The organism is Devosia neptuniae, assembly GCF_025452235.1.
GTDB lineage: Bacteria > Pseudomonadota > Alphaproteobacteria > Rhizobiales > Devosiaceae > Devosia.
Window position 1 is genome coordinate 256357 of record NZ_CP104965.1, and the last position, 26754, is coordinate 283110.

The 26754-nt window shown below is 61.9% G+C and carries 23 protein-coding genes; 8 read left to right on the forward strand and 15 right to left on the reverse strand.

Going from position 1 to position 26754, the window contains the following annotated elements:
• Positions 1-3 precede the first annotated feature (3 nt).
• From N8A98_RS03730 to N8A98_RS03750, 5 genes are all read right to left on the reverse strand, one after another.
• Positions 4-960, reverse strand: a complete 957-nt coding sequence (locus N8A98_RS03730) for a carbohydrate ABC transporter permease (RefSeq protein ID WP_262169270.1) — start codon at positions 958-960, stop codon at positions 4-6.
• Positions 961-1026: 66 nt separating this feature from the next.
• The gene (locus N8A98_RS03735; RefSeq protein WP_262169271.1) at positions 1027-2283 is read right to left on the reverse strand and encodes an ABC transporter substrate-binding protein; all 1257 of its coding nucleotides are present in this window, start codon (positions 2281-2283) and stop codon (positions 1027-1029) included.
• Positions 2284-2352: 69 nt separating this feature from the next.
• On the reverse strand, positions 2353-3615 hold the full coding sequence (locus tag N8A98_RS03740) for an ABC transporter substrate-binding protein (protein WP_262169273.1): 1263 nt from the start codon (positions 3613-3615) through the stop codon (positions 2353-2355).
• A 23-nt stretch (positions 3616-3638) separates the two neighbouring features.
• Positions 3639-4808 (reverse strand): mandelate racemase/muconate lactonizing enzyme family protein, encoded by a 1170-nt coding sequence (locus N8A98_RS03745; protein WP_262169274.1) that lies wholly within the window; start codon positions 4806-4808, stop codon positions 3639-3641.
• Positions 4805-5734: a dihydrodipicolinate synthase family protein gene (locus N8A98_RS03750; RefSeq protein ID WP_262169276.1), complete on the reverse strand. Its 930-nt coding sequence runs from the start codon at positions 5732-5734 to the stop codon at positions 4805-4807. Before N8A98_RS03750 ends, N8A98_RS03745 begins: the two co-directional genes overlap by 4 nt.
• Positions 5735-5865: 131 nt before the next feature.
• On the opposite strand from N8A98_RS03750, the gene N8A98_RS03755 reads away from it, so the two are divergent.
• The gene (locus tag N8A98_RS03755; protein ID WP_262169277.1) at positions 5866-6765 is read left to right on the forward strand and encodes a 2-dehydro-3-deoxygalactonokinase; all 900 of its coding nucleotides are present in this window, start codon (positions 5866-5868) and stop codon (positions 6763-6765) included.
• Between the two features lie 47 nt (positions 6766-6812).
• On the opposite strand, the gene N8A98_RS03760 is transcribed toward N8A98_RS03755, so the two are convergent.
• The gene (locus N8A98_RS03760) at positions 6813-7757 is read right to left on the reverse strand and encodes an AraC family transcriptional regulator (protein ID WP_262169279.1); all 945 of its coding nucleotides are present in this window, start codon (positions 7755-7757) and stop codon (positions 6813-6815) included.
• 96 nt (positions 7758-7853) lie between these two features.
• On the opposite strand from N8A98_RS03760, the gene N8A98_RS03765 reads away from it, so the two are divergent.
• The gene (locus N8A98_RS03765) at positions 7854-8612 is read left to right on the forward strand and encodes an SDR family NAD(P)-dependent oxidoreductase (RefSeq protein ID WP_262169280.1); all 759 of its coding nucleotides are present in this window, start codon (positions 7854-7856) and stop codon (positions 8610-8612) included.
• Positions 8613-8670: 58 nt separating this feature from the next.
• Here N8A98_RS03765 and N8A98_RS03770 read toward each other — a convergent pair whose 3' ends face one another.
• Positions 8671-9387, reverse strand: a complete 717-nt coding sequence (locus N8A98_RS03770; protein WP_262169282.1) for a spermine/spermidine synthase domain-containing protein — start codon at positions 9385-9387, stop codon at positions 8671-8673.
• Between the two features lie 173 nt (positions 9388-9560).
• On the opposite strand from N8A98_RS03770, the gene N8A98_RS03775 reads away from it, so the two are divergent.
• The gene (locus N8A98_RS03775; RefSeq protein ID WP_262169285.1) at positions 9561-10454 is read left to right on the forward strand and encodes an arginase family protein; all 894 of its coding nucleotides are present in this window, start codon (positions 9561-9563) and stop codon (positions 10452-10454) included.
• A gap of 7 nt (positions 10455-10461) precedes the next feature.
• Here N8A98_RS03775 and N8A98_RS03780 read toward each other — a convergent pair whose 3' ends face one another.
• The 3 genes from N8A98_RS03780 to N8A98_RS03790 all read right to left on the reverse strand — a co-directional run bounded on the left by N8A98_RS03780 (position 10462) and on the right by N8A98_RS03790 (position 13182).
• Complete coding sequence (locus tag N8A98_RS03780) at positions 10462-11283, reverse strand: ABC transporter permease (RefSeq protein ID WP_262169287.1); 822 nt, start codon at positions 11281-11283, stop codon at positions 10462-10464.
• Entirely contained in the window at positions 11280-12035 is a 756-nt protein-coding gene (locus N8A98_RS03785; protein ID WP_262171871.1) for an ABC transporter ATP-binding protein, read from the reverse strand. The genes N8A98_RS03780 and N8A98_RS03785 overlap by 4 nt, the downstream gene beginning before the upstream one ends.
• A 118-nt stretch (positions 12036-12153) precedes the next feature.
• On the reverse strand, positions 12154-13182 hold the full coding sequence (locus tag N8A98_RS03790) for an ABC transporter substrate-binding protein (RefSeq protein WP_262169289.1): 1029 nt from the start codon (positions 13180-13182) through the stop codon (positions 12154-12156).
• Between the two features lie 390 nt (positions 13183-13572).
• Here N8A98_RS03790 and N8A98_RS03795 point away from each other — a divergent pair, with 390 nt between their 5' ends.
• From N8A98_RS03795 to N8A98_RS03805, 3 genes are all read left to right on the forward strand, one after another.
• Complete coding sequence (locus N8A98_RS03795) at positions 13573-14580, forward strand: helix-turn-helix domain-containing protein (protein ID WP_262169291.1); 1008 nt, start codon at positions 13573-13575, stop codon at positions 14578-14580.
• A gap of 279 nt (positions 14581-14859) precedes the next feature.
• Positions 14860-15480 carry an outer membrane protein gene (locus N8A98_RS03800; protein WP_262169294.1) on the forward strand — a complete coding sequence of 207 codons (621 nt, stop codon included), beginning with the start codon at positions 14860-14862 and terminating at the stop codon, positions 15478-15480.
• 193 nt (positions 15481-15673) lie between these two features.
• Complete coding sequence (locus tag N8A98_RS03805; RefSeq protein ID WP_262169295.1) at positions 15674-18121, forward strand: Ig-like domain repeat protein; 2448 nt, start codon at positions 15674-15676, stop codon at positions 18119-18121.
• A gap of 27 nt (positions 18122-18148) precedes the next feature.
• Here N8A98_RS03805 and N8A98_RS03810 read toward each other — a convergent pair whose 3' ends face one another.
• The 5 genes from N8A98_RS03810 to N8A98_RS03830 are packed head-to-tail and all read right to left on the reverse strand — an operon-like array spanning position 18149 to position 23266.
• A complete protein-coding gene (locus N8A98_RS03810; protein WP_262169298.1) occupies positions 18149-19048 on the reverse strand; it encodes a nucleoside hydrolase in 900 nt (299 codons plus the stop codon).
• 36 nt (positions 19049-19084) lie between these two features.
• Positions 19085-20065 (reverse strand): sugar phosphate isomerase/epimerase family protein, encoded by a 981-nt coding sequence (locus N8A98_RS03815; protein ID WP_262169299.1) that lies wholly within the window; start codon positions 20063-20065, stop codon positions 19085-19087.
• Positions 20062-21561 (reverse strand): FGGY family carbohydrate kinase, encoded by a 1500-nt coding sequence (locus N8A98_RS03820; protein ID WP_262169301.1) that lies wholly within the window; start codon positions 21559-21561, stop codon positions 20062-20064. Before N8A98_RS03820 ends, N8A98_RS03815 begins: the two co-directional genes overlap by 4 nt.
• Positions 21558-22514: a transketolase family protein gene (locus tag N8A98_RS03825; RefSeq protein ID WP_262169302.1), complete on the reverse strand. Its 957-nt coding sequence runs from the start codon at positions 22512-22514 to the stop codon at positions 21558-21560. The genes N8A98_RS03820 and N8A98_RS03825 overlap by 4 nt, the downstream gene beginning before the upstream one ends.
• Positions 22514-23266, reverse strand: a complete 753-nt coding sequence (locus tag N8A98_RS03830; RefSeq protein ID WP_262171873.1) for a transketolase — start codon at positions 23264-23266, stop codon at positions 22514-22516. Before N8A98_RS03830 ends, N8A98_RS03825 begins: the two co-directional genes overlap by 1 nt.
• A 417-nt stretch (positions 23267-23683) precedes the next feature.
• Here N8A98_RS03830 and N8A98_RS03835 point away from each other — a divergent pair, with 417 nt between their 5' ends.
• Together N8A98_RS03835 and N8A98_RS03840 are read left to right on the forward strand one after the other, a co-directional pair.
• Positions 23684-24508 carry a DeoR/GlpR family DNA-binding transcription regulator gene (locus N8A98_RS03835; RefSeq protein WP_262169304.1) on the forward strand — a complete coding sequence of 275 codons (825 nt, stop codon included), beginning with the start codon at positions 23684-23686 and terminating at the stop codon, positions 24506-24508.
• Positions 24509-24797: 289 nt separating this feature from the next.
• Positions 24798-26705 (forward strand): ABC transporter substrate-binding protein, encoded by a 1908-nt coding sequence (locus N8A98_RS03840; protein ID WP_262169305.1) that lies wholly within the window; start codon positions 24798-24800, stop codon positions 26703-26705.
• Positions 26706-26754: the final 49 nt, after the last annotated feature.

A 26754-nucleotide genomic window follows, 5' to 3' on the forward strand; every position in this document is an offset into this window, starting at 1 on the left:
CTCCTAATAGATCGCGTGGCTGGTCTTTTTGACCAGGAAGGCGCTAATGACGGCGCAGATCAGCAGGGTGACCACACCGATGGACGAGGCGTAGCCCATGCGGAAGAAGGAGAAAGCCTCTTCATAGGTCATGATGGCCAGTGTCTCGGTGGCCCCGACAGGCCCGCCGCCGGTCAGCACGTAGATGATCGAGAAATCGCGGAATACCCAGAGCACGGTGAGCACCAGCGTGACTCCCAGCACAGGGGCCAGGCACGGCACGGTGATCCAGAAAAAACGCTGGAATACATTGGCGCCATCGACCTTGGCCGCCTGGTAGAATTCCTCGGGGATGGACTGCAACCCGGCCAGGATCATGATCGAGATGAACGGATAGCCCTTCCACACCATGACCATGGTGACGGCGGAGAAGGCGCTGCCGGGGGAAGAGAACCAGCTGACTTGTCCGCCGATCAGGCCGACCTTGAGCAGCAGCCAATTGAGCACGCCGAAGGATGCGTCGAGTATCCACACCCAGGTGACCACCGCCACCACTTCCGGCACCGCCCAGGGCAGCGCAATCAGCATGCGCGCAAAGCTGCGGCCGCGGAATTGCTGATTGACCAGCAGGGCCGTGCCCATGCCGACGCAAAGAGAGATGCTGGTGACGACCAGCAGGAGCATGCAGGTGGTGCGGATGGCGTTCCAGAACTCGGGCGAGGAGAACAGCCGCTGGTAGTTCTTGAGCGTATAGTCGTCGGCGCCGAACGACAGCGTGGCGAATTTGACATCGTGGAAGCTGAGGTCGATGGCCAGCAGCATCGGATAGACCAGAATGGCCAGGATCAGCAAAGCCGCCGGAGCCAGCAGCAGATAGCCGAGCTTATTGGCGTGGCGGGGGCTCGCCAGGTCGATGCCGAACAATCCATGCGAGCGCCGCACAATTGGGGTCGCAGGCCGTGATTGGCTGAACTCGCTCATGATCTCACCATTTTCCTAGCGATATCGATGCCGGCCCAGTGGGTGTCCACCGCGCCGGCGAAGTGATTATTGCAGGGCAAGAAAGCGCTCCTGCAAGGTGGCGGCCGTGTCGGCCGCGGAACGATCCTCGATCAGCATGCGCTGGATTTCCTCGCGCACAATCGCCGCGATTTCGTTGTAGTGGGTCTCAAGGCCTACCGGGACGCGATCGACGCCGGCGGCCGCGGCCTGGTTCATGGCGTCGACGACAAGGCTATATTCGGGCGATGAATCCAGCGCCGTCTGGGTAACTGAGCCCGGACGCGGCGCTGGTGCACCGACGATTTCGGAGAACAGCTCTTGCATCTCCTGGGAGGTCGCGATGGCGATGAAATCCCAGACCAGCTGCTTTTTCTCGTCGGAGAGCTCGGCCGGCATGGTCAGCACTGCCGAAGCGCCGCCAACCGGCGGATCGAAGGGCGAAGGCACCAGCTTGAGCGATGGCTTGATCTCGTCGGAAGCGGTCGTCTCGATCACCCCAGCCAGTCCAGGATTTTCGATCCGCATCGCCACCTTGCCTTCGACGAAGAGTTGCCTGGCATCGCCGCCGGTCGTATCGGCGGGCACCAGACCTTCCTTGATCAGCGTCGTCCAATGCTCGAGGGCGGTGATCATTTCGGGCGTGTCCATCGCGGGAACGCCCTCCGGCGTCGTCCAGCTGGCGCCGGCATCGAGCACGAAATTGAGCATGTCGTTGATGTAATTATTGCCCGATGCGAGGTGCAGGCCGGTGCCATAGACATCGGTAATGCCGTCGCCATCAGTGTCCTGGGTCAGCTTGCGGGCGGCGTCGATAAACTCATCCCAATTGGTCGGCACGGGCACCCCGGCGGCATCGAGAAGCGCCTGGTTCACGCCCATAATGTAGCCGAAATACTGCATGTTGATGCAGCGCGTGGTGCCGTCCCAGGTGCAGAGCCCCTGCCCGGCCCAGCCGGTGAGATCGAGACCCGCCTTGTCGATCCAGGGACCCAGATCTTCCAGCCAGCCGTTTTCAGCAAAGGGCTGATATTCGAACGAGGCCAGATGGACGATGTCGGGCGCTGCGCCCGCCGCGAACTGGGTCATCATCGTGTCGGCGAATTCCTGCCGGGCGATCTGGGTCGCCTCGATCGTGTCGCCGGGATGGGTTTCCTCGAACTTGGCGATCACCGCTTCCCACCAAGGGCCGTAGGTGTCTTCGGTCAATTGCCAGGTCACAAAGGTCAGAGTTTCGGCCGTTGCAGGCACGACCGAACTCATCAGCGCCCCGAGCAAGAGGCCAGGCAAGGCATATCTCCGCATCGTTTCCTCCTCGAAATCTGCGGGTGATGGATGAGGCCGCCCCGTATCGGGGCGACCTCCACGCGCCTGCTATTGCAGGGCTTCAGCCTTTTGCTGGATCACGGCCACGACGTCTTCGGTCGGCAGCTTTTCGATCAGCATGCGCTGCAGCTCTTCGGCCGCCATCTTGGTGAACTCGTTGTTCTGCGCTTCGAGCCCGGTGGGAATGCGATCGACACCAGCAGCCGAAGCGGCGGCGGAAGCATCGATAAGCAATTGCATATGCGGCACGGCCTTGAAGGCGGCTTCGCTCACCGCGCCGGGCTTGGGAGCTGGCGAGGCGCCCAGTTCGGAATAGAGCTCCTGGAATTTCTGGCTGGTGGCGAGCTGGATGAACTCCCAGGCCAGTTCCTTCTTTTCGGCCGGCGTTTCGGAGGCCAGCGTCAAAACGTTGGACGAACCACCCAGCGGGGGCGAGAGCGGATCCGCGGCGAACTTGAGGTTCTCCTTGATCCCGGGCTCGGCGCGCTGCACGAAGCCGTTGATCCACGGCCCGTTGATGCGCATGGCGACCTTGCCCTCCATGAACAGCTGGTCGGTATCGCCGCCCACCATGCCGAGCGGGGTCAGTTCCTCTTCCACCAGCGTGCGCCAGCGGTTGATGCCTTCGATGGCTTCGGGCGTGTTGATCGTCACCTTGCCCTCGGCATTGGTCCAGCGACCGCCGGCCGACAGCACGAACATCAGCACGTCATTGGTGTAGCTGGAATTGGCGGTGGCTAGGTGCATGCCGGTGCCATAGACGTCCTTGATGCCATCATTATCGCGGTCGATCGTGGTGGCGCGGGCGGCGGCCAGGAACTCGTCCCAAGTGGTGGGAACCGCAACGCCGGCTTCGTTCAGCAAGGCTTCGTTATAGGCCAGGATATAGCCGAAATAGAGCATCATGATGCACTGGGTCTTGCCGTCCCAGGTGCAGGCGCCCTGGCCGGCCCAGCCGGTCAGGTCCATGCCGGACTTTTCGATCCAGGGGTCGAGATCTTCCAGCCAGCCATTTTCGGCAAAGGTCTGATATTCGAACGAAGTCAGGTGCACGATATCGGGCGGTGCGCCGGCTGCGAACTGGGTGATCATCGCGTCGCTATAGCCATCGCGCGGCACCAGGGTGAAATCGATCTTGACGTCCGGGTGGGTGGCCTCGAATTCCTTGATCAGCAGGTCCCACCAGTCGCCATAGCCCTTTTCGCCCTTTTGCCAGGAAACGAAACTGAGCGTGGTCTGGGCGACGGCCACGCCTGGTAGCAGGATGGTGCCAGCCAGCAACAGGCTGGCCAGGGTTTTGGTAAGTTTCATGACGTTCCTCCCGATTGTCATAGTTACTTGTGCATGATGGCGATGGCCTCGGCCGACGGTTCGGCGCCGATGCCAGGTGCGTCAGGGACGATGTAGCGTCCCTCCTTCACTTCGAGGGCAGTGGTGATGTAGGGCGCGTTGCGCGCCATCACCGAGTGCTGGAATTCGTGGGCGCGGACATTTTGCAGCGTCGCGCTGGCCTGCAGGCTCGCCGCGAGGAAAATGCCGGTGCCGATCGTGGCGTGCGGAATGACCGCGCGATGATGCGCCGCCGCAAACAGGCCCATGCGGTGGAAGGCGGTGATGCCGACATGGCCCATTTCAGGCTGGATGATGGCCAAGGGCCCCGCTTCAAGCCGGCGGCGCACGTCGAACACGGTGCGCCATTCCTCGCCCGCAGCGATCAGCGCCGGGGCATGCTCGGCCGCCCGGGCAATGCCTTCGATATCCTCGGGCTTGCAGACCGCTTCGAGGAACCAGGGATTATAGGGCAGGCATTGATGGGCCAGCGCAATGGTCTCGACATCCGAGAGCGTCCAATGCAGATCCGCGGCAATCATCGCCGTCGGTCCCAGCGCCTCGCGCAAGGAGCGGAATTCGGCGACCACGCCATCATCGGCGTGTGGCGAGGCGAACTTGAACTGGTCGAAGCCCTTGTCCTGCCAGCTCTTGGCGAAGGCGGCGCGCTCGGCCAGCGAAGGCCCGGGAATGCCTGAGACATAGGCGGGAATTTCGGTGTGACGGACGCCGCCCAGGAGCTTGGCCACCGGAGCGTTGCGCAGCTTGCCGCAGATATCCCAAAGAGCGATATCCACTGCGGCCAAGGCATCGTGGTAATAGCCACCATCATGGCCGCGCACGCGCATCAGGTCATAGAGATCTTCGTAGATCACCGTGACATCGAATGGATCGCGGCCAATGACGAAGCCCGAAAGCAGATCATCGATGATCGCCATCACCGCGGCTGGCGCCACAATGCCATAGGTTTCGCCCCAACCCACGGTGCCATCCACCGTCTCGATACGGCAGATCACCGTACGGTCCTTGGTCGGGTAGACGGTGCGATTGCCGCCGCGGACGAAATATCCGGCCGCATTGGTGGTTTCGCCGGGTTTGGGTCCGCCCAGATAGGGCTCGTCCTGACGGGCGATCTGAATGGTGAAGCTTTCGACGGATTTGATGCGGCTGGTCATCTTGCCTCTCCCACGGCGCGCAGCGTCTCCGCCGGCTCTACTGTCAGCAGATCGGCAAGCTCGGTCAGCATCATGTCGATTTCAGCATGGCCGTGAGCATCGAAGGCCGGCAGCGGCGCGCGAACGGCGGCGGAAGTGAAAACGCCCCGGCGCACCAGCACTTCCTTGGTCAATGCCATGCGATAGATCATCTGCACCAAAAGGATTGGCAGCGAGCGGATATAGAGCTCGCGCGCCCGTTCAATGTTCCCGTCCGTGAAAGCCCGGTATAGGGCGGCATGCAGATCGGTGATTTCGACGGCGGGCATCAGCGCAATGGCGCCGCGCTGCAGTTCATCGAGAACATAGCGCGAGCCACCGCCACCCATGACGCCAGCGAGCCGGTCGCCCGTGGCATCGATCAGCGCGGTGATGCGCGGACCTGATGGCAGCGTCTCCTCCTTGACGTAGCGAATGGCGGGCACGGCTTTGACCACTTCGGCAATCGTGCTCACCGGCAGGCCCGAGCCGACCGGTGCGGGCGCATTTTGCAGGATCAGGTCGAGACCGCTGCCTTTTGCAACTGCCGAGAAGAAGGCAATGAGCGCTGTTAGATCGCTCCCGACGCTGGCGGGGGCCATTACCATCGCGGCCGTCGCTCCAGCAGCCTTGCCGCTCTGGCAGAAGGCAATGACCTCGGCGGGGGTCGCGGCACTGGCGCCGACGATAAAGGGTTTGCGGCCGGCCAGCGTCTTGCCCACGACCTCCACCAGCACCTGCCGCTCATCTGCACTCAGGTGATCGAACTCGCTCGCCACTCCGGGGAACACCACGCCGTCCGCGCCAGCCTCGAGGGCGAAGGCGGTAGCACGCGCCATGGCGGCGCTATCGACCCCACCTCCGGCGGCAAATGGCGTTGGCAGAACTGGCAATACCCCGAGCAGCATGTTCGACGATCCTCCCTCAGTAGTTCCAACATATGGAACCAACTTCTTTTATGTGGAACAACATACATGAGCTGTGCTAGCGGTCAAGTGCGACCCGCGCGGTCCACCTTTTCCCCATGCAAGGAGTGCCCATGCTGATCGGTGTTGAATGGACGTCGTCCAGTTTTGGCGCGGAGCTGATCGACGATGGCGGCGCCGTTCTGGCGCAGGCGCATCACCCGATAGGGACCAACGCGGTCAGCGATCGCGCCTTTGCAGCGCGCTTTGCGGAACTGTTGCCCGCCGACTGGTCCAGGCAAGCCGAAGCAGTCTATTTCTCGGGCATGGTGACGGCGCGCAATGGCTGGCACGAAACCGGCTTCGTCCCTGCCCCCGCCGGATTTGACGACCTTGCTGGCGCGGCGACCATTGTGGCGGGCGAGACTATCCCGCACGTCTTCCTGCCCGGAATATCAGCGACGGGGGTGCTACCCGATGTGATGCGTGGCGAAGAGCTCAAGGCATTTGCGGCCGACGATGGAATGGCCGGCGCCGTCGTGATCCTGCCGGGTGCGCACACGAAATACGTGACCATCGAGGACGGTCACATCATTGGCCTCGCGACCTATATGGGCGGCGAAATGGCCAATCTGCTGCGCAAGGATTCGCTGGTCAGCCGGCTCATTCCGCAGGGGGCCATCATTGACGATGCGGGGTTCGAGCGCGGCCTGCGCATGGCATGGCTCGACGACATACCGGGCGGACCGCTGCGCCGCGCTTTTTCAGCACGCAGCCTCGTACTTTTCGAGCGCATGCCGGCAGACGAAATCAGCGGCTATATTGCGGGCCTCATGGTTGGCGCCGAAATTGCCGAAGCCCAGGCCGAATGGCCACTGCAACAGGCGCCGGTCCTGGTCGTTGGTGCCAGCCCAGAAGCGCTGCGCTATCAGAGAGCGCTCGAGCTTCGCGGCATATCCGCACGATCAGTGACCGCGGCCACCGCCCCAAGTTTTGCGCGCCTGCACGCAAAGCTTGTACACCGGCTAAGCTAGTCTACTGAGACAACGTGCGACCGGGGTTTGACCGGACTTATGCAACTTCAGGCGATGGCGCCTTCAAATTCCTCCGCCATGCCGGACAGGGCCGCCGGCGTGTCGCGGGCGTAGCGTGCCGGCGACACACCAACGTCACGCAGGAAAGCGACGCTGAAGGCGCTTGCCGAACGGTAGCCAACCTGCCGGGCAATTTCGCCGACACTTGCCTCTCGCTTGCGCAGCAAGTCCTTGGCCAAAGCCAGTCGCCAGGCCTTCAGATATTCCATCGGCGCCATGCCTATTGCGCTTTGAAAGCGCTCATGGAAACCCGAGCGGGACAAAGCTGCCTCGCGTGCCAGTTCGGCCACGGTCCAGCCGCGTCCGGGTCTTGCATGCATATTCCGTATCGCCACGGCCAGCCGCTCGTCCGACAGGCCGCGCAACAATCCCGGTGAATCGCCCAGTTCGGCCGTCGAGCGCAGCGCCTCGATCAGCAGCACTTCCAGCAGATGCTGCAACACCACCTCTCGCCCCGGCTTGCTGCCCACCGCCTCGTCACCCAGCAATTGCATCAGCATAGCGAGGCGATGTTCGCCCCGAACCACCACCAGTTCAGGCAGCAGCGACGACAATAGCGTCGCGTCTTCGGACTGGAATATGCAATAGCCCACCAGCGCCCGCATATCGATCGGACCATCGATACTGCCGACGCGATACCCCCCTCCGGGTAGGGTGACCGGATCGATCACCAGGTCATTGTCACTGCTAGGCACCTCACTCCACATCATGAAGTCCTGCGCAGAAGGAATGAGAATGAAATCGCCTGCGTTGACGATGACCTCGCCGCTTTGATGATCCCGGTAACGCAGGCTGCCCTTAAGCACCGCGACGTAATAGGGGTTGGGCGATTGCGTCCGCTGCACACGCCACGCCCCCGATCCGGTCACACATTTGGAAAACGGCGCGCCTGGTTGCAGCAAGCCAACGATCTGTGCGAGGGGATCAGCCATTCTGGACTCATTCGATATAATCCTGGACGTTTAAATATAGAACGTCCAACGACCCATGACCATCTCCTGTTCGGCCAATCAAAACAGGATCATGCCATGCCTCATAATTCACGCATCGCACTCGTCACCGGCGCCAATCAGGGCATCGGGCTGCAGATCGCGACCGACCTCGCCGCCAGCGGCCTCACCGTGCTACTCGCCTCGCGCAATCTCGAGCGCGGCAAATCAGCGGCCCAAACCCTTGCCGGCGATGTTCATCCCATCCAGCTCGATGTCACCGACGAAGCGTCGATCCGCGCCGCTGTCGCACAGGTCGAACGGCAATTTGGCCGTCTCGACATTCTCGTCAACAATGCCGCGATTTCCAGGGCCAATGGCCAGGAGGTCGAGACCATGCAGGACTATATCCAGCGTTCGCGCGCAACGCTGATCCCGGTCGATGAAGTGCGCACCATCTGGGAGACCAATGTTTTCGGTGTCATCGCCGTCACTCAGGCCTTCGTACCCCTATTGCGCAAGTCAGAAGCTGCACGCATCGTCAATGTATCGAGTGGCCTCGGCTCGCTCACCGTGAACGCCACACCACATCCCTACCGAGCGACCTTCAATCCCGGCTACGGAGCCTCCAAGACCGCGCTCAACGCCATCACGCTGGCCTTTGCCATCGATCTTGAAGCCGAAGGCATCAAGGTCAACGCGGTGACCCCTGGCTTCACCAGCACTGCGCTCAACAATTACGAAGGCACCGAAACCGTCCAGCAAGGCGCCGCCGAAGCCGTCCGCGTCGCCCTCCTCGGCAGCGAAGGCCCGACCGGCACCTTCACGGGGTCAGTCAACAAAACCCAACCCTGGTAATCTGACCATGGCCCGCCGGCGCCCTGCCGGCGGGCCATACGGCAGCAGATCGCGATTTCTATAGTTTTCTGGATGCGGAGCGAACTCCAGGCGAATGTGTGCTGGGGCGGGTGGCCAGCCAGATGACGTGGCGCGAGCCTCGGCTCTTGCCATTGGCTCGGATCCGCTCTTCCTCGACCGCAAATCCCGCGCGCTGCAAGCGCTGGGTGAAGGCACGGTCGGGTGCGGAAGCCCAAATTGCCAGCACGCCGCCCGGACGCAGCGCAGCACTGGCGGCTTTCAGGCCGGTCATGCTGTAAAGCGCGTCATTGGTCTCGACAGTCAATCCATCGGGACCGTTGTCGACGTCGAGCAGGATGGCGTCGTAGCTCGCCTTGGCCGAATTGATCAGCCGGCGTACATCGACGACCTTGATGTCGACGCGCGAATCCTCAAGGCAATCGCCAAAAATGGGTGCCATTGGACCTTTCGCCCAGGCCACTACGGCAGGCATCAGCTCAGAAACGGTGATGCTGGCTGTTTTGGGAAACTCTGCGAGCGCCGCACGCAAAGTGAAGCCCATGCCGAGCCCACCGACCAGCACGTGGGCATTCGGCCGATCGCTGATCCGCGCCCGTGCCAGCCCGGCCATGGCTTCTTCGGACCCGCTGAGGCGGCTGTTCATCAAGGCAATCGTGCCAAGCATGATGGAGAATTCGTCGGCACGCTGGATCAGGCGGATATCACCGCGGCCATCGGGGAGCGGGACGGTATCGATCAGGACCCAGGGGTTCACGGCAATTCTCTCGGAAAATTATGGAATTACGTATCCAGCCTCTACCGCCGCGGCGCAAGCGAAAGCCGGCAAGGCCTTGCCATTGTCCCACTTCAAATGCGACGTGACAGGGAACAGGGCGCAGCAGCGACCGTTGTCGAAGGACTGACCTAAGCCACAAACAGGAGGCGCCCATGCCCGGCCCTTATGCTGTTCTCGAAGCTCCTTCCACGCCGGGGCTAGCGACCGAGGGCGTCGAGCGTCTGGCTGGTCGGCTGCTTGGTCTTGGCCTTGCGGAGCGCATTCATGCGCGCCGCGCCGGACGGCTGGCCGTGCCTCCCAAGGACCCTACCCCAGATCCAGATACCGGCGTTTTGAACGCCACGGCAATTGCGGCGTGGTCGCCCAAGCTCGCCGACGCGGTGGAAGCGGTGCTCGATGCGGGCGAGTTTCCGGTGGTGCTGGGCGGCGATTGTACGATCCTGGTTGGCTCCATGCTCGCACTTCGACGGCGCGGCCGGTATGGCCTGCTCTTCATCGACGGCAATGCCGATTTCTTCCAGCCCGCGGCAGAACCCAATGGCGAGGGCGCCTCGATGGACCTCGCCTTCGTCACCGGCTACGGGCCGTCGCTGCTGACCGACATCGAAGGGCGCAAGCCTCTGGTCCGGCCTGAAGACGCTGTCGCGTTCGCCTATCGCGACCACAAGGATCAGGAAGAGTACGGCAGCCAGCCGCTCCCCGCGGAGCTCAAGGCGCTTGATCTGCCCGCCGTGCGCGCAAGAGGCATCGAGGCCGCCGCAGGCGAAGCGATCGATCACCTGACGCGAGCGGAACTCGACGGCTTTTTCATCCATCTCGACGCCGACTGTCTCGACGACGCGATCATGCCGGCTGTCGATTTCCGCGTACCAGGCGGGTTGTCGTGGGACGAGCTAGGGGCTGCGCTGCGGATTGCGCTGGCCAGCGGTAAGGCCGTCGGACTTGAGATCACCATCTACAATCCACGCCTTGATGAGGATGGCAGCGCCGGGCGCGGCCTGGCCGACGTGGTTGCCGCGGCGTTCGGAGCAGCAGCGCGCCATTGATCTTGGATCAATTGCTCATTGTCGAGCGGTGCGCCCAGCCGGTCATCCGCTTCTCCAGCCACGCCATGAGCGCGTACATGGCGATGCCCTCGATCGCGAGCATCAGCAGCCCAGCAAACACCAGCGGCACGTTGAAATTGGATTGAGCAGACGCCATCATGTTGCCCAAGCCGTTGTTGGACGCCACGGTTTCACTGACCACCGAGCCGACAAAGGCCAGGGTGATTGCCACCTTCAGCGAGCCGAAAAAATACGGCATCGAGCGCGGAATGCCGACCTTGAGCATGATGTCGAGCTTTTTTGCGCCGAGCGCCCGCAACACGTCCTCGGTCTCCGGCTCGATTGTGGCGAGGCCGGTCGCGACGTTGACCACGATGGGAAAGAACGAAATCAGGAACGCCGTCAGCACTGCCGGCACGGTGCCGATGCCGAACCAGATGACCAGGATCGGGACCAATGCCACTTTGGGAATTGCGTTGAATCCTATCATGATCGGATAAAGCCCGGCATAAATCGTCTTGGACCAGCCAATGAACAAGCCTATCCCCAGTCCCGCGACGACGGCGATAAGGAAGCCCAGCACCGTGGTATAGAGCGTCTGCAGGGAGTTCTTCCAGATCGGCGACCAATATTGCACGATCGCTTCGAACACCCGGCTTGGCGTCGGAAAAATCGTATGCGGCAGGCCCGAGAGCCGCACCCCGACCTCCCAGATCACGAACAGGCCAATGGTGTAGAGCAGCGGCGCCAGGCGCAGCCAATTGATCTTGAACGCAACCCGCGGCGCCGGCGGGGTCGACGCGACGGTGACGGTTTCGAGATTGGTCATGCGGCGACCCTCGCGACAGCAATCTCGCCATGCAGTGCCTGCACCATTTCGTTGAATGCCGGCTGATAGAGAATGTCGAGCTGCCGTGGCCGCTCGAATGGCACGACATGTTCGGAAATAACCCGCCCCGGACGCGCGCTCATCACCACGACCTTGTCGGCCAGGAACACGGATTCCCGCAGGTCATGGGTGACCAGAACGATGGTGACATCCTGGCTGGCGTGCAGGTCCCGGATCACGCACCACAGCTCTTCGCGGGTGAATGCGTCCAGCGCGCCGAATGGCTCATCCAGCATCAGCAGTTCGGGCTCATGGATCAGTGCCCGGCAAAGATTGGCGCGCTGCTGCATGCCGCCGGAAAGCTGCCAAGGAAACTTGTCGCCAAAGCCTTTGAGCCCAACCGTTTCCAGCAGCGCCTCGGCCTTTTCGACATATTCCTTCTTGTGCGCCCGCAGCCGATGGCGGTGTCGCTCCACAATTTCGAGCGGCAGCAGGATATTCTCCAGCGTCGTGCGCCAGGGCAGCATGGTCGGGTTCTGGAATGCCATGCCAACGATAGAGACGGGCTTGCTCACTTCCTGGTTGGCAACAATCACCGTGCCGCTCTGGGGAATGTGCAGCCCAGTCGTCAGTTTCATCAGCGTGGACTTGCCACAGCCGGACGGCCCCACCACGGCAACAAATTCGCCGCGCTCGATCCGCAGGTTGAGGCCGCTCACGGCCAGCGTTCCGCCCGGTCCGCCATAGCGCATGTCGACATTTTCGATGGAAACCAGGGGCATGGCGGTTCCGGTTATTGGACAAAATTGCGGTGCCGCGCTGCTCGCGGCACCGTTCCTCCCCCTGTTCGGGGGAGGCTGGGAAGGCCGCTTAAGGCAGCATGCGCTCTTCGGCGGGAGGCAAATATTGCGCGTCGAACACATCCGCCGCGGTCACCGCACCCTTGAGGCCAAGCGACAGTTTCAGCGTTTCGAGCGACGCGGTGAGCCGGGCCTCATCGATGCCGCCAAAGCCATGTTCGACCACATAGGGCGTCTTGATGTTCATCTCGTTGGCCATGGTCAGGCGCGCTATTTCGGTATCGAGGTTGAGCGTCTCGTTGCGAGACAGCACCGCCGCGGCGCCCGCCGCCGGATCAGCCACCGCATCGGCAAAGCCCCTGGCCAGCGCCCGCAGGAAGCCCTTCACGACGTCCGGGTTCGCTTCGGCAAATGTTTCGTTCACCAGGATCGCATTGCCATAGAGATTGAGGCCGTGGTCGGCGAACAGGATGGTGGAAATATCGTCTTCCGGCACGCCGTTGGCGATCAGGTTGAGGATAACCGAAAAGGCAAAGCCGAACACGCCATCCACGTCGCCCGAAGCCAGCATCGGCTCGCGCACCGGGAAGCCGATATTCTCTATGGTGATGCCGGAGGCATCGATCCCGGCTGCCGGAATGAAGGCCTTCCACTGGGCAAAGGCGCCGTCCGGCGGCGGCGCGCCCAGCTTCTTGCCTTCCAGCGATTTGGGATCGTCGGTAATGCCCAGCGACTTGCGGCCGATGATCGAAAACACCGGCTTGTCATAGACCATCATGATCGACTTGACCGGCTGGGCCGGATCTTCATCAAGGAACTTGATCAGCGAATTGATGTCGCCAAATCCGAACTGGTAGGCGCCAGTGGCGACGCGCGGAATGGCTTCTACCGAGCCATTGCCGGTGTCTATGGTCACATCCAGGCCTTCTTCTGCAAAATAGCCCTTGTCCTGCGCCAGCAAGAAACCCGCCGCTGGGCCTTCGAAACGCCAGTCCAGTGTCAGCTTGACCACGGTCTGGGCAAAAGCCGGCACGGTGGCGAAGCCTGCCAAGGCAAATACGGCAAGGGTGGAGGCAGAAAACAGCCTGCGATTCAGCATGAATGTGGACCCGTTGTTTGTTGTTCCGCCAAAACAAAGCGCACAGAATTTCGCAGCGCAAGGATAAAACGCACAAGGCGTCGCCAGAAACTTTGATTGCCTAAATTAGAAGCAAAGTGATTAGCGAATTGCCCTCGCTGTGATCACACAAGCGCGGTAGCAAGTGCCCGCGATTACGGACGCTCCACACGGCCGGGGGCAGCCCCGACCATATTAGAGCGGCCGTCCAGATCGGCCTGGCAGTTTCCCAAATGCTTCCGATCCGCTAAATAGTGGTCAATGTTCCATTTCAGGTGATTTCTCAGCAGGCTGATTAAAGGACGAGTCCCGCTTGCTTTGCACCGGTCACTTTCGCAGCGACGGGCACATTAAATTTCTGAGTGTCTTGCCATGAACGACGCACATCCAACTCTGGTGTTCAAAACCAACACCCGAGAGTTGCCTTTGAAACGGGCGCTGGAGTTCTGGCAGGACTCCGCCGGCTCGCTGTATGACGTCAATCTTGCCCGGCCCGAAGCATTTCACACGACGCACACCACCTTTCGCGTCGGCGAATTGCTGCTGACATATTGCCTTAGCGTTGCCCAGAAACTGAGCCGTTCCAGCTATCGTATCGGGGCGGACGGGTACGATCATTTCGAGGTGCAGTTTTTCCTGGCGGGCCAGTGGAGCCGCCAGGACGGCCGCGGGGAGGCACAAGCGGGGCCGGGCGATCTGGTCATTCACGACGCCGGGCAGGCTCATGCGGGATCGGCCAGCGATTTCGCCAATCTGACCCTGTTTGTCCCGAGGTCCCTGCTGGCGCCCTTGCTCACTCATCCGGACGAACAGAATATGCGGGTTCTTGCCGCCGACGAGCCGATGGTCACCTTGTTGCGCAACCACATGGTCGCGCTCTGGCGTGCGCTGCCGCTGCTTGACGAGCAACAGGCCGCCGCTCTTGCGCTACCCGCCGTGGAACTCGTCGCCGCTACGCTGAACGGAGTAAAAAGAGCGGATTTATCGCTAGGGGTAGCCGCTGCCCAGTTTGGAGAAATCCGCCGCTATATCGATGCGCACGCCCTCGATCCGAACATTTCTCCGGCCCAGATTGCTGCCGCCTTCGGCATCTCGCTGCGCAAGCTCACCTATCTGTTTTCCAGCGAGGGGGGCGTGGCGAGCTATCTTCAAAAGCGGCGGCTGAACCTGGCGCGCGCAGCCTTGCGCGATCCGACTCAATCCCACAAATCAATAGCGGAAATCGGGCTCGAGCACGGCTTCATCTATGCGCATAATTTCACGCGGGCATTTCAACGCCTGCATGGACTTACCCCACGTGAAATCCGCCTTTTGGCGCAAAGTGGCCGAACGGGCGAATCGGCGAGTTGGTTCGATCGGGCTACGCTTTGGGGACGATAGGGGCTCGTGCCCTGGCCCGGTGATGTGACGTTGCGCGTCGGGAGTATTTTGCCCGGTCCGGTTTGCGCGCTGAGATAGATTCGCCGCGCATCGCCCCTGGCGGCTTATCTTCACGGCCCAAATTTGATTTTTTAGCCTCGATTGCGCAGCGGATCGGGGGCCTCGTCCTATTGAGCGTCAGGCATTCGGAGAAGCTCGGCAAGTCAGCTTGCCGGCGCCTGATGCCGCCTGTCCGCTATCTGCCAATGCCTCGGATTTCAGCAGTTGGAGTATGCCATTATGAAAAAACTCGTTCTTTTCGCCTTCATCGCGCTTGGCGCGTCGACGGCACAAGCCGCCGATATCATTGCCGTACAGTCTCCGCTTCCAATCGCGCCTGCTTATGCATGGTCCGGCGCTTATCTCGGTATCCAGGGCGGCGGTGCCTGGGCGAGCGGCGAATTTTCCGGCCTTGGCATCTCCAGTTCCGAGGAAGCCAATGGCGGCATTTTCGGTGCTTTCGCGGGCTACAATTACCAGTTGGACAATAATGTCGTGCTCGGCATCGAGGGCGACCTCGAATACAATTGGAACGAACAGGAAATCTTCGGTGCCCAGTTCGGCACCGATTGGGCGGGTTCGGTGCGTGGCCGCCTGGGCTACGCCTTCGATCGCGCGCTGATCTACGCCACGGCAGGCTGGGCGACGACGCAGGGCTATGTGGATTTCCCGGGCCTCGGCAAAACCGAAGAAACCTTCAACGGCTACACGATCGGCGCAGGCGTGGATTACGCCTTTACCGACAATGTGTTTGGCCGTGTCGAATACCGTTACAGCGACTACGGCGACAGCGATCTCGGCGGCGTCAATGTCGCTGTCGACCAGCATGCTCTCAAGGTCGGTCTCGGCATAAAATTCTAGGCCTTGATATGGGTGACATTCGTGCGCGGCTGTCACCCATCAGCCGTCCGGCGCGGGGACGGGCCGGCTATTTCCCCGACCGAGATTCAGCATTGGCATGGCATTGATCGCGACCTTGTTTTCCCGACCCATGGAGTATGCGGCATTCCAATCCGGGTGGAAGAGCGCATGCCGCACTTGGTTTTCCGCCCTTATGCTGGCGGCGCTCACGGTGCTGCTCAGCGCGCCAGTGCAGGCCGCCCCGCCCACCATCATGCAGCAGCCGGCTGATGTGACGACAGCGGCAGGGCAATTCGTCACCTTCTCGGTTGTGGTCGCCGAAGATGACGTTTCCTACCAATGGCAAGTCAGCACCGATGGTTTGAGTTTCGCGACCGTTCCGGGAGCAGATGGCAGCAGCCATACCTTCAAGCCGGTTCGCGTTGCCGATAGCGGTCACCGCTATCGCGTCGTGGTCAGCAAGGATGGCGAGACCGCCTATTCGAGACCCGCGACGTTGACGCTCACCAAGGCGGTTTCGATAGTGATCGTGGATGACCTGCCAAGCGGCAGGGTCTATGGGCAAACCGTTGTCATAAAGGCCCTGGTCATCGGGACCAGTGCGCCGCCCAGTGGCGAAATAGCCTTCATGGACGGCAATACCAGGATTGGTGTCGCCACATTCGAAACCGGCAGCGGTGCCAGCCTCACCCTGACAACCAACCAACTTGCCGCCGGGCTGCATACCATTACCGCCATCTATTCGGGTGACGCCGACCATGAGCCTGGCGTCAGCAACCCCGTTACCATCGACATCGCCAAGGCGGAGCAGAGCATCTATTTCGATACCATTGCGCCTCGGGAAGCGGTGGTGGGGCAGACCTATGCGGTGAGCGCCCACGCCATCCGGGTCAGTGCGAGCGTGCCCGTCGAGGTGAGGGTCGAAAGCGGCGGCATTTGCGCCATTTCCAATGGCGTCGTCACCTTCCTCAAGGGCGGCGATTGCATGCTGAGCGCGCAGCATCCGGGCGACGCCAATTTCAATGCCTCGCGCCAAGCCATCCAGACCATAGCGGTGATCGGGGATACGCCGACACCGGACTTCAGCTTCTCTCCACCCTCGGGGCCCCTACCCGGTGCCATGGTTGGCGAAGACTATAATCAGCCGATATCGGCTGTTGGCGGCACCGCCCCCCTGCTCTACAGCCTGCTTTCCGGCTCGCTGCCGACGGGCATGGTCCTCAATGTCTCCACCGGCACGCTGAGCGGTCCGCTGGATGCGAATAGCCAGGGCGATTACGCCTTCACCATTCAGGTCCGCGATAATACCGGCGCGACCGGTGCGGCCAGTTACACGCTCAAGGTCGGTGAGCGCACCGTCACGGTGCCTGATCAGCAGATCGAGGTTCCGCCCGGCTCCACCCCGGTTAATGTCGATCTCACCCGCGGCGCCACCGGCGGCCCCTTCAGCGCCGCCGACATCATCTCCGTCGCGCCGTACAATGCCGGCACCGCCTCCATCGTGCGCGGCGAATTCGCCCAGGCCGGACCGGTCGAGCCGCTCGGCTGGTATCTGAAGTTCGTTCCGGACCCCGCCTTTTCCGGCCGCGTGCAAGTCGGTTTCCGGCTAACCAGCGCTTTGGGAAGTTCCAATACCGGGACTGTCACCTATGTGCTCGCCCATGATTCAGCGGCGATCGCGGCCGAGATCGGCGGGCTGGTGCAGGACTTCGTGCAGGCCCGGCAGGGTTTGATCTCCTCAACGATCAAGGTTCCCGGTCTGGTGGACCGGCGCAGCATGGCACTATCCGCCGATCCAATAACATCGCGCTTGCAGCCAACCGAGCAAGGCATGGCGCTGGGCTTCTCCACCAGCCTGGCGCGACTGGAGGCGGCCGATGCGGGCATTGCGGTGGCCGCTGCAGCGCCGTTCAATATCTGGGTCGACGGGACATTCCTGGTGCACCAGAGCGATGCCAGCGGCAGCCAATGGGGCAGTTTCGGCATGATCTCGGCCGGTGCCGATTATCTCGTCACCGACCAGGCGCTGATTGGCCTGTCAGTCCACTTCGATCGCATGACCGATCCGGGCGAGGACGCCGAATTGAGCGGCAATGGCTGGCTTGCCGGTCCCTATGCGTCGCTGGAACTGGGCCAAGGCGTGTTCTGGGACACAAGCCTGCGCTATGGCGGTTCCGCCAACGATATCGACACCAGGGCCTGGGACGGCACCTTCGACACGCGACGCTGGATGGCCGACACCGCGATCACCGGTCAATGGCTGCTCGACGAAGTGACCACGCTCACCCCAAAACTGCGGGCGGTCTATCTCTCGGAAACGGCGGCGGATTACACGGTCACCAACGGCATTGGCAATGTCATCGACTTGTCCGGCGTCACCCACGAGCAATTCCGCGTCAGCCTAGGCGGCGAAATAGCCCGCCTCTATGTGCTGGAAGACGGCATGACGTTCCTGCCCAAGCTGGGCCTGACCGGCGGCTTTGCCGGGCTCGATGGTTCTGGCGCCTTCGGGCAACTGTTGCTTGGCGTGTCCGTTGCAGCAAGGCAAGGCTGGTCCGTCGATACCAATTTGCTGCTCGACATCGACGGCAATGGCCAGCGCTCCATCGGCGCCAGGCTTGGCCTGTCCGGACAGTTTTAGCGTTTTGCGCTGTAGCTGCTCGCGTCGCTAACCAAATTGCGCCAGGTCCTGCACGCCGCGGTGGAAGCGGGCCAGCTTGGCGTAAAAATCCTCGAGGATGTAGCGCACGTCGATATTGTCGTAGACCTTGATGGGCCGGTTCTTGCCGGTATGAACGTAGTTCATGTGGCTGGTGAATTCGGGCGCAGGGCGCCAGTCGGATAGCCCGCCATGCGGGTTGAGAATGACCGACAAGGCCGGAGTGTCGCCCAGCGAGCGATGCTCGATCGGCCCCGGATGCACCCGCAAGTTCCACTCGATCAACTGCTCGACCAGATAATCCCCGATAGCGCCGCGGCCGGCGCAGCGTTCCTGGAGTTCGGCATAGCTCACCGCCATCATGCGATAGACGGTGGAGGGAATCTGCCAGACCTGGATGTTCGAGCGCATCACCACATTGGCGGCGGCGATATCGTTCATCAGGTTGAATTCGCGCCCGCCCACCGGCCAGGCGCCGCCCCCGATCCATACGCAGATGACATTGCGCTCATTGAGCCGCGGCTCCAGCAGCAATGCCGAGGCCATGTCGGTCAGTGGGCCCAGGAATGCCACATAAAGCGGGCGGTCATCGTCCGCCATGGCTTGGTCGATGATCATCTGCGCGCCGGGCGACGGCACGGGCGTGCTCTCGTCAGGCAAGGCATTTGCCCCGCCATTGGCCACCGGGATGCGGCCGGACAGATCCATCAGGTCCAGCAATTTATCGATCTCCTCCCGGCTATCGAGCATGCTGGTCTGCGAGCGATGGGCGCCGAAATGGGCGGCGATGATGCCATGGAAATCAAAGGTCGGCGTCAGGAGGGCATGAACGATAGTGAACTGATCGTCGGCCTCGTTCTTGGCATCGGTATTGAGGATCAGGCGGGCGCGTTTTTCGCGGGGCAACATGGCGGTCAATCCTGTCAATGGCGGTCGGTATCCGGCTCAGAACGAGCCGAACAGGGCTTTCTGGGCAATGCGAAGAGCGCCGATGGCGTCGTGCTTGCTCTGCGCCTCCTTGAGCGCGTCGATATCGAGCGCCTCGAGGCCGCGGGAAGCCGCCTTGAGGAAGTCGATGGCATGAGTCGCCGTGGCGACGCTGTCCTCGCGGAACGGGAATTGATCGAGCTGCCAGACGCCCTCCCACTTGTTCTTGCGCAGCACATAGAAGAACTCGAACAGCTCGATCGGGTGCAGGCTGCCCGCCACCAGATCATCATCCCAGGAGCGGTAATTGTCGTTGACGTCCATGCCGAAGAGCCGGCCATAGTCGATCGCCATCTGGGCTGAATCGGCCGCGGACTCGCCGCCGAACAAAGCGTGGCCGAAATCGAGCAGGATGCCGACATTGGGCAGCCCGATCTTTTCGATGCCGAGCAGGGTGCGGGCGAGGGAATCAAAGCTCATATGCACGCGCGGCTCGCGCGGCTTGTATTCGATGACGAATTTGAGGTCCGGGTTCTCGCTGGCGAGTTGGCCGACGCCATCGAGCGAATGCTTCCACAGCGTGCCGTGATCGACCTGGAAGGGATAGTCCCAACCGTCCTGGCCGGGCCACAGCTTGACATAATCGGCCTTGAAGAAGCGCACCACGTCGCAGGCTTCGGTGATGAGTTCATGAGCGCGGCGGCGCACCCCGGCATCCGGATTGGTGAAGGCGCCCTTGGCGAACTCGCGGGTATAGATTTCCGGCGTGATGCCGATGACGCCGAGATTATTGCGATCGAGCGCCGTCTTGATTTGGGCATTGCTGAATTCGCCGCCGAAGAACGGATAGTTGATATCGACGACCGAGAGGTCCTTGACCTGGCCGGCCAGGTCGATGGCCTCGATGACGCTGCGCGGCGTGCCATAGCCATCGGTCGCGTAGCGATCCACATAGGTGGCAAAATGCCAGATGCCGGCGCCATAACGCTGGTTACTCATCGAAATCCTCCTCTTTCGGGTGCCGTTTCGGGCTGGTTCAGGGTGCGCGCGACGGCCATGTGCCAGCGCGCCAGATGCTCGTTTCGTTCCGCCGCAGGCATGGCGGGGGCATAGTGTTCGGCCGCCGCCACCGGCGCCGTATCATGCCCGAGCGCTGCATGCGCCAAGGCGGCGGCGCCAAGGGCGCTCACTTCGGCGGCGGCGGCAACGGCCACCGGCCGGCCGATAATGTCGGCTTGGAATTGCATCAGGAAGCCGTTGCGCGAGGCGCCGCCATCGGCGCGCAACTCGGCAAGCGCTGTGCCCGTATCCTGCTCCATGGCGGCCAATACATCGGCCACCTGGAAGGCAATGGCTTCGAGCGCGGCGCGGGCCAGATGGGCGCGGCTGGTGCCCAGCGTCATGCCGGTAATGGTGCCACGCGCATCGGCCCGCCAATGCGGCGCGCCCAGGCCCACCAAGGCGGGCACGAAGGCCACACCATTGCTGTCCGAAACCGTCGCGGCGAGGTCGGACAGGGCTGTGGCATCGGCAAGGCCGAGCATGTCGGCCATGAATGCCGCCGCCTGCCCCGAAACCGAGATATTGCCCTCGAGCGCATGGACCGGCCCGGCGGAGGTGCTCCAGGCGATGGTGCTGGAAATGCCATGGCGTGACAGTACCCGTTCGCCGGTGAGCGCCATCAGCGACGTGCCGGTGCCATAAGTGGCCTTGACCATGCCGGGTTTGCGCACGCCATGGCCATAAAGCGCGGCATGGGAATCCCCGATCATGGCGTGGATGGGAATGCCGCTAGGCAGCGCCGACGCTCCCGCGACCGTCTCACCGAACCGGGAATCCGATGGCATGACGACCGGCAGGAGCGACAGTGGCACATCGAACAGGCGCGCCAGTTCGGCATCCCAGGCCATGGTCTGGGTATTGAACAACTGCGTGCGCGAGGCGTTGGAATGGTCGGTGGCGTGAACGTCGCCGCCACTCAGTGTCCACAACAGCCAGGCGTCGACCGTCCCGGCCCGCAATTGACCGGCTTCGGCCCGCTGGCGGGCGCCCGGCACTGCGTCGAGCAGCCAGGCGATCTTGCCGGCGGGAAAGAGCGGATCGAGCGCCAGCCCGGTTTTCTGTTCGATGATGCCCGCATGACCGGCCGCGCGCAGCGCTTCGCAGGTGGCGGCGGATCGGCGGCATTGCCAAATGATGCAGGGCCCGATGGGCTCGCCCGCCGCCGCATCCCAAACGATGATCGACTCGCGCTGGTTGGAGATCGCTACAGCCGCGATGTTCTGGGCACCCGCCTTGCTAACAATCGCAGCAATGACCTGCCGCACGCCATCGAGCAGCGCCGTGGCCGATTGCTCGGCCCAGCCCGATTGCGGATAGGACACGGCATTGGGTACCGAGGCCTGCTGCAATATGCGGCCAGCCGCATCGACCAGTAGCGCCTTGGTATTGGTGGTGCCCTGATCGATGGCGAGAACGAGGTCCGGCTGGCTCATCTCTTGCGCGCGATGGTCTGGCGGGCGGCCTCGGCAATGCCGGTTTCGGTGAGGCCGAAATGCTCCATCAGCCACTCGGCCGAGCCGGTGGGCACAAAGCCCGGGAAACCCATGATGCGCATGGGGACCGGTGTGTTGGCGGTGACGATCTCGGCAATGGCGCCGCCCAATCCGCCGCGCACCGAATGTTCCTCGACGGTGACGATGGCGCCGGTTTCCGCTGCGGCCAGAATCGCCGACTCGTCCAGCGGATTGACCGTCGCCATGTTGACAACACGGGCACGAATACCCTCGCCCGCAAGGATTTTCGCGGCCGCGACGGCGCGGTGCACCATGGTGCCATTGGCGATAATGGCGATGTCGTCGCCTTCGATCAGCGTCTCGGCCTGGCCGATCTCGAAACTGGCATGGCTACGCTCAAGCGCAGGCACCGGCATGCGGCTGACGCGCACGAAGACCGGGCCGTCCATGGCGGCGGCGGCGCGAATGGCCTGCTCGGTCTGCCACGGATCGGCCGGAACGATCAGCGTCAGATTGTTGAACAGGCGTAGCCAGGCCATGTCCTCGATCGAGTGATGGGTGGGGCCAAGCTCGCCATAGGCGACGCCGCTCGACTGCCCGATCAATTTCACATTCACATTGGAATAGGCAATGTCGGCCTTGATCTGCTCAAGCGCGCGGGCGCTGAGAAAGCACGCCGCCGCCGACACGAACGGCACCTTGCCGCCATTGGCAAGGCCCGCGCCAACCGCCACGACGGTCTGCTCGGCAATGCCGACATTGACCATGCGCTCGGGCCATTTCTGCTTGAACCCGGCCAGCTTGGACGAACCCACGCTATCGCTGACCACGGTGACGATCCGCGGATCGGTGGCGGCAAGCGACTCGATGGTGGCAGCGAAACTGTCGCGGCAATCGAACATGCCGGCCTTGGCCGGGGCTGCTGCACTCATCAGACCAACTCCGCCATGGCTTGCTCATATTGCTGTTTATTGGGCACGCCATGATGCCAGGCCACATTGTCATGCATGAAGCTCACGCCCTTGCCCTTGACCGTGTTGGCGATAACGCAGAGCGGCTTGCCCCGGCCTTTCGGATTGGCGCTGAGTAGGCTCAGAAGGGCAGCATGATCGTGCCCATCCACCATTTCGACATGCCAGCCAAAGGCCCGCCATTTGTCGTCCAGCGGATCGAGCGAAGCGGTGTCCTCGGTGCGCGCGCCCTGCTGCAACCGGTTCCGGTCGATGATCAGGGTGAGGTTTTCGAGCTTGCGATGGCCGGCGGTAAGCGCGGCCTCCCAATTGCTGCCCTCCTGCAATTCGCCATCGCCGGTCAGCACGAAAGTGCGGAAGTCGGCGTTGTCGATCTGGCCGGCAATGGCGATGCCGATGGCAACGGGCAGGCCGTGGCCGAGTGGACCGGTATTGGTTTCGACGCCCGCCAGGTAATTGCGATTGGGGTGCCCGTTGAGCATGCTCAGCGGCTTCATATAGCTCGATAGTTCAGCTTCCGGGAAATAGCCGGCAGCGGCGAGCACCGAATAAAAGGCGCCGGTGCAATGGCCCTTGCTCATCACGAAACGGTCGCGTGCTGGATCGCGGGGGTTTTTCGGATCATAGCGCATGGCGCCGAAATACAGCGTTGCCAGCACGTCCGCAGCGCTGAAATCGCCGCCCGGATGCCCCTGCTGGGCCTCATACACCATCTGGAAGCTGCGCCGGCGAATCCACAGGGCCTTGCTGGCAATGAGCGAAACGGCGTCATTTCTTAGCGTTGGCGCAGGTAATGACAATCTGGTCTCCAGCGTATCGGGCCGGTACGGGCCGCCTCTGTCGGGCGTGGCGAGCAAATTGTTGCAGAGATGCAGACGCCTCCAATGGGCGCCGGCCATGCCACAGCGAAAATGCTTCCTCACAGACAGGGTGCGGTTGCTGCACCTCTTTGTTTGCATGATTGCTATCCTGCGTTTTGCTTTCATGCAATGGCGAAAAGTTTCGATTTATGTGTTTTTTCTAACTTTGCCTATGCACCTGTTTTGCGCTTTTTCGGGTGACAAGCGCGTTTTGGTGCTTCAAACGGATAACCAGATGCTAGCACTTTACCCCTGTGTGAGGGATGCGGAATGCAGAAACCAAGATCATCCAAAGCCGGGCGCGGGAGTGTTGAGGGCGGGCGGCAGCATTTGCTGGCCGAGCCGCGCCGCATGAAAATTCTCGAATGGCTGCAAGAAGAAGGCAGCGCCCGGGTACGGGATCTTTCGGCGGCCTTCGCCGTGTCCGAGGCAACGATCCGCCAGGACCTGGAGCGGCTGGATGCCGATGGCTATATTTCGCGCGAACATGGCGGCGCCTATCTGCGCTCCATCCCGCAGCAGGTTCAGTCTATGTCCCTGCAGCACGGCCAGAACATGGACCGCAAGAAGCTGATTGGCGCGGCCGCCGCATCGCTGGTCCGCAACAACGAAACCATCATCATCGACTCCGGCACGACGACGACGCAATTTGCCGAGAATTTGAAGTCCAGACAAGAACTTAACATCATCACCAATGCCCTCAACATCGCGTTGATCCTGGGGGCAATTCCCACCAATACAGTGCATATGCCAGCGGGCCAGTTCAAGGCGCCCACCCTGTCGCTGAGCGGGGAAAAGTCGGCGGAATTTTTCGTCGGCATCTATGCCGAAAAGCTGTTCCTGGCCACCGCCGGCATCTCGTTCGAGGCGGGCCTGACCTATCCGGCCATCGGGGACATCTATGTGAAGCGCGCCATGGTGAAAGCCGCCTCGCGCGTCTATCTGCTGGCCGACTCGACCAAGATCGGCAAGGTCTCGTTCTCCTCGCTCGGCGGGGTGGAGCTGGTGCATACCCTGATTACCGACAGCGGTATCATCAGGACCGACCGCGAAGCCTTCGAGCGCCGCGGTGTCGAAGTGCTCGTCGCCGACTAAGCGCATCATTTTCGCCTTCTAGCGTTTAGCTGCGTGTTCCGCCAAAAGGGCATTGACAGCAGTAAGCTTCGACCATATTCGTTAGAAATCGCAAAAATAACGAAAATAAAAACAATTACTGCGATGCGCCCCGCAGGTAAGCGCGTGGGACGGAGGTCGTCATCCCTGGCCTGACAGGCATGTTGCTGACGCAGCAGCCGACGCCAGGTTGTGGCCGATCCGTGCCCGGAATGCCTGATTTAACCGGTCGATGCTCGCATAAGCGCACGGCCGGTCGAGGAGGATACAGATGACCCGGCTTGGCCGATTTCTGCTGACGTCCGCAATGGGCGGCCTGATGACCACCGCCGCCTTCGCGCAAGGCGCCATGACCGATGTGGGAACGCCACGCAGCGAAACTCTCATCGTGCAAACCTTCGACGGGCGCTCCGCCAACCCGTCGGCACAGAACCCGCTGAACTCCTACGCCATCTGGCGCGGTTTCCGCGAGCTCGGCTGGGGCTATCTCTGGGAAATGGATACCGCCACGGGCAAATCCTATCCCGAAATGGCCGACGGTTTCCCCGAAGTGCTGAACGACGCCCATACCCAGTTCCGCATCAAGATTCGCCCGGGAATCCTGTGGAGCGACGGCGTCGAGTTCACGACCGACGACATCATCTACTCGCTCGACACCGCCTTCAAATATCGCGAGCAGCTGACCAATGTCGCCAGCGTCACCGTCTATCTCAAGAGCTATAAGAAGATCGACGACTACACCTTCGAGGTCGAGACGGTGAACCCGTCCTACGACCTGACGACCCGCTTGGGCGTCTATACCTGGGGTACGCCGTTCAACTGGGTCCCCAAGCACATATTCGAAGCGCAGGGCGACCAGGTCGTCCGCTTCCAGAATGCGCCGCCGGTGACCCTGGGGCCCTATAAGGTCAAGGAATTCGATCCCAATGGCTTCTGGCAGCTGTGGGAATTGCGCGAAGACTGGCAAAAGTCGAGCTGGGGCAATCTCGGTACGCCAAAACCCAAATTCATTCTCTACAAGGATTTCGGTGCGGAAGAGACACGCGCCCTGGCCTTCGTGCAGAACCAGTACGATGTCGACACCTTCATGAGCCCGGACAGCATCGATGCTGCCAAGGCCCGCAATCCCAAGGTCGAGACCTTCTCGGCGACCTTCCCCTATCACGACATGAACGATGCCTGCTCCTACGGCGTCTATATCAACCAGCAACGTGCCCCTTATGACATGCCGGAGGTGCGCTGGGCACTGGCCCTGTCGCTGGACCTTTCCCAGATCGGCATCAGCGCCATGAGCGGCCAGTTCAAGGCTGCGGCCTTGCCCCTGCCCGATACCCCGATTACCGGCCCGATCTTCTACGAAGCCAATCTGCAGGCGCTCAAGGGCCTGACGATCGGCGATGGCTACAAGCCATTCGATGCAGAATTCAGCACCCAGCTCGTCGAGACGCTCAAGGCCCAGGGCATTGATCCGTCCTTGCTGCCGACCGGCGACGCAATCCGCTCCGGCTTCGGCGCGGGCTGGTGGAAGCACGACCCGGCGGAAGCCGAAAAGCTCCTCGGCTCGGTGGGCATCAAAAAGAGCGCGGATGGTTTTTACGCCCTGCCGGACGGCTCACCATGGGTGATCGAGTTCGTCATCCCCGGCGACTGGAACAAAGTGCTGCAACGCCTCGGCTTTTCCATCGCGGACAGCTGGCGCCAGGCTGGTTTCAACGTCAATGCGCGCCAGGTGGACAATGGCGAATACACCACGGTGCAGAACACCAATTCGCGCAACGAACTGCAGATCAACTGGTCCAATACCTGCGTCTATAACAGCAACTGGCTGGGCAACTGGAACCAGTTCCGCGAGAGCAATATCAAGCCGGCGGATTCCACCGATCCCTTGAGCGGCAATTATGCCCGTATCACCGACCAGCAAGTGCTGGACCTGGTAGCTGAGGGCGCCGCGCTGCCGCTCGATGATCCCAAATTCGTCCAGAACGGACAGGAGATCGCCATGCGGATCGCCAGCGAGATGCAAATCATCAACCTGATGAACATCCCCACCACGATCCCGACCAACAGCACCTATTGGACGAACTTCCCCAAGCAGAACAACTTCTACGCTGCGCCCTACACTTGGTGGAGTTCGTTCAAGCAGACGGTGGTGAACATCGAGCCAACCGGCCAGCAATAGCCGGCTTGTGGGCGAGGCGGCATTCTCCCGACCGTCTCGCCTCCCTCTT

Excerpts from the sequence above, each read along its gene's own strand:
- N8A98_RS03730 (WP_262169270.1), bottom strand. The coding sequence starts at position 960 with ATGAGCGAGTTCAGCCAATCACGGCCTGCGACCCCAATTGTGCGGCGC.
- N8A98_RS03735 (WP_262169271.1), bottom strand. The coding sequence starts at position 2,283 with ATGCGGAGATATGCCTTGCCTGGCCTCTTGCTCGGGGCGCTGATGAGT.
- N8A98_RS03740 (WP_262169273.1), bottom strand. The coding sequence starts at position 3,615 with ATGAAACTTACCAAAACCCTGGCCAGCCTGTTGCTGGCTGGCACCATC.
- N8A98_RS03745 (WP_262169274.1), bottom strand. The coding sequence starts at position 4,808 with ATGACCAGCCGCATCAAATCCGTCGAAAGCTTCACCATTCAGATCGCC.
- N8A98_RS03750 (WP_262169276.1), bottom strand. The coding sequence starts at position 5,734 with ATGCTGCTCGGGGTATTGCCAGTTCTGCCAACGCCATTTGCCGCCGGA.
- N8A98_RS03755 (WP_262169277.1), top strand. The coding sequence starts at position 5,866 with ATGCTGATCGGTGTTGAATGGACGTCGTCCAGTTTTGGCGCGGAGCTG.
- N8A98_RS03760 (WP_262169279.1), bottom strand. The coding sequence starts at position 7,757 with ATGGCTGATCCCCTCGCACAGATCGTTGGCTTGCTGCAACCAGGCGCG.
- N8A98_RS03765 (WP_262169280.1), top strand. The coding sequence starts at position 7,854 with ATGCCTCATAATTCACGCATCGCACTCGTCACCGGCGCCAATCAGGGC.
- N8A98_RS03775 (WP_262169285.1), top strand. The coding sequence starts at position 9,561 with ATGCCCGGCCCTTATGCTGTTCTCGAAGCTCCTTCCACGCCGGGGCTA.
- N8A98_RS03780 (WP_262169287.1), bottom strand. The coding sequence starts at position 11,283 with ATGACCAATCTCGAAACCGTCACCGTCGCGTCGACCCCGCCGGCGCCG.
- N8A98_RS03785 (WP_262171871.1), bottom strand. The coding sequence starts at position 12,035 with ATGCGCTATGGCGGACCGGGCGGAACGCTGGCCGTGAGCGGCCTCAAC.
- N8A98_RS03790 (WP_262169289.1), bottom strand. The coding sequence starts at position 13,182 with ATGCTGAATCGCAGGCTGTTTTCTGCCTCCACCCTTGCCGTATTTGCC.
- N8A98_RS03795 (WP_262169291.1), top strand. The coding sequence starts at position 13,573 with ATGAACGACGCACATCCAACTCTGGTGTTCAAAACCAACACCCGAGAG.
- N8A98_RS03800 (WP_262169294.1), top strand. The coding sequence starts at position 14,860 with ATGAAAAAACTCGTTCTTTTCGCCTTCATCGCGCTTGGCGCGTCGACG.
- N8A98_RS03805 (WP_262169295.1), top strand. The coding sequence starts at position 15,674 with ATGCTGGCGGCGCTCACGGTGCTGCTCAGCGCGCCAGTGCAGGCCGCC.
- N8A98_RS03810 (WP_262169298.1), bottom strand. The coding sequence starts at position 19,048 with ATGTTGCCCCGCGAAAAACGCGCCCGCCTGATCCTCAATACCGATGCC.
- N8A98_RS03815 (WP_262169299.1), bottom strand. The coding sequence starts at position 20,065 with ATGAGTAACCAGCGTTATGGCGCCGGCATCTGGCATTTTGCCACCTAT.
- N8A98_RS03820 (WP_262169301.1), bottom strand. The coding sequence starts at position 21,561 with ATGAGCCAGCCGGACCTCGTTCTCGCCATCGATCAGGGCACCACCAAT.
- N8A98_RS03825 (WP_262169302.1), bottom strand. The coding sequence starts at position 22,514 with ATGAGTGCAGCAGCCCCGGCCAAGGCCGGCATGTTCGATTGCCGCGAC.
- N8A98_RS03830 (WP_262171873.1), bottom strand. The coding sequence starts at position 23,266 with ATGGTGTATGAGGCCCAGCAGGGGCATCCGGGCGGCGATTTCAGCGCT.
- N8A98_RS03835 (WP_262169304.1), top strand. The coding sequence starts at position 23,684 with ATGCAGAAACCAAGATCATCCAAAGCCGGGCGCGGGAGTGTTGAGGGC.
- N8A98_RS03840 (WP_262169305.1), top strand. The coding sequence starts at position 24,798 with ATGACCCGGCTTGGCCGATTTCTGCTGACGTCCGCAATGGGCGGCCTG.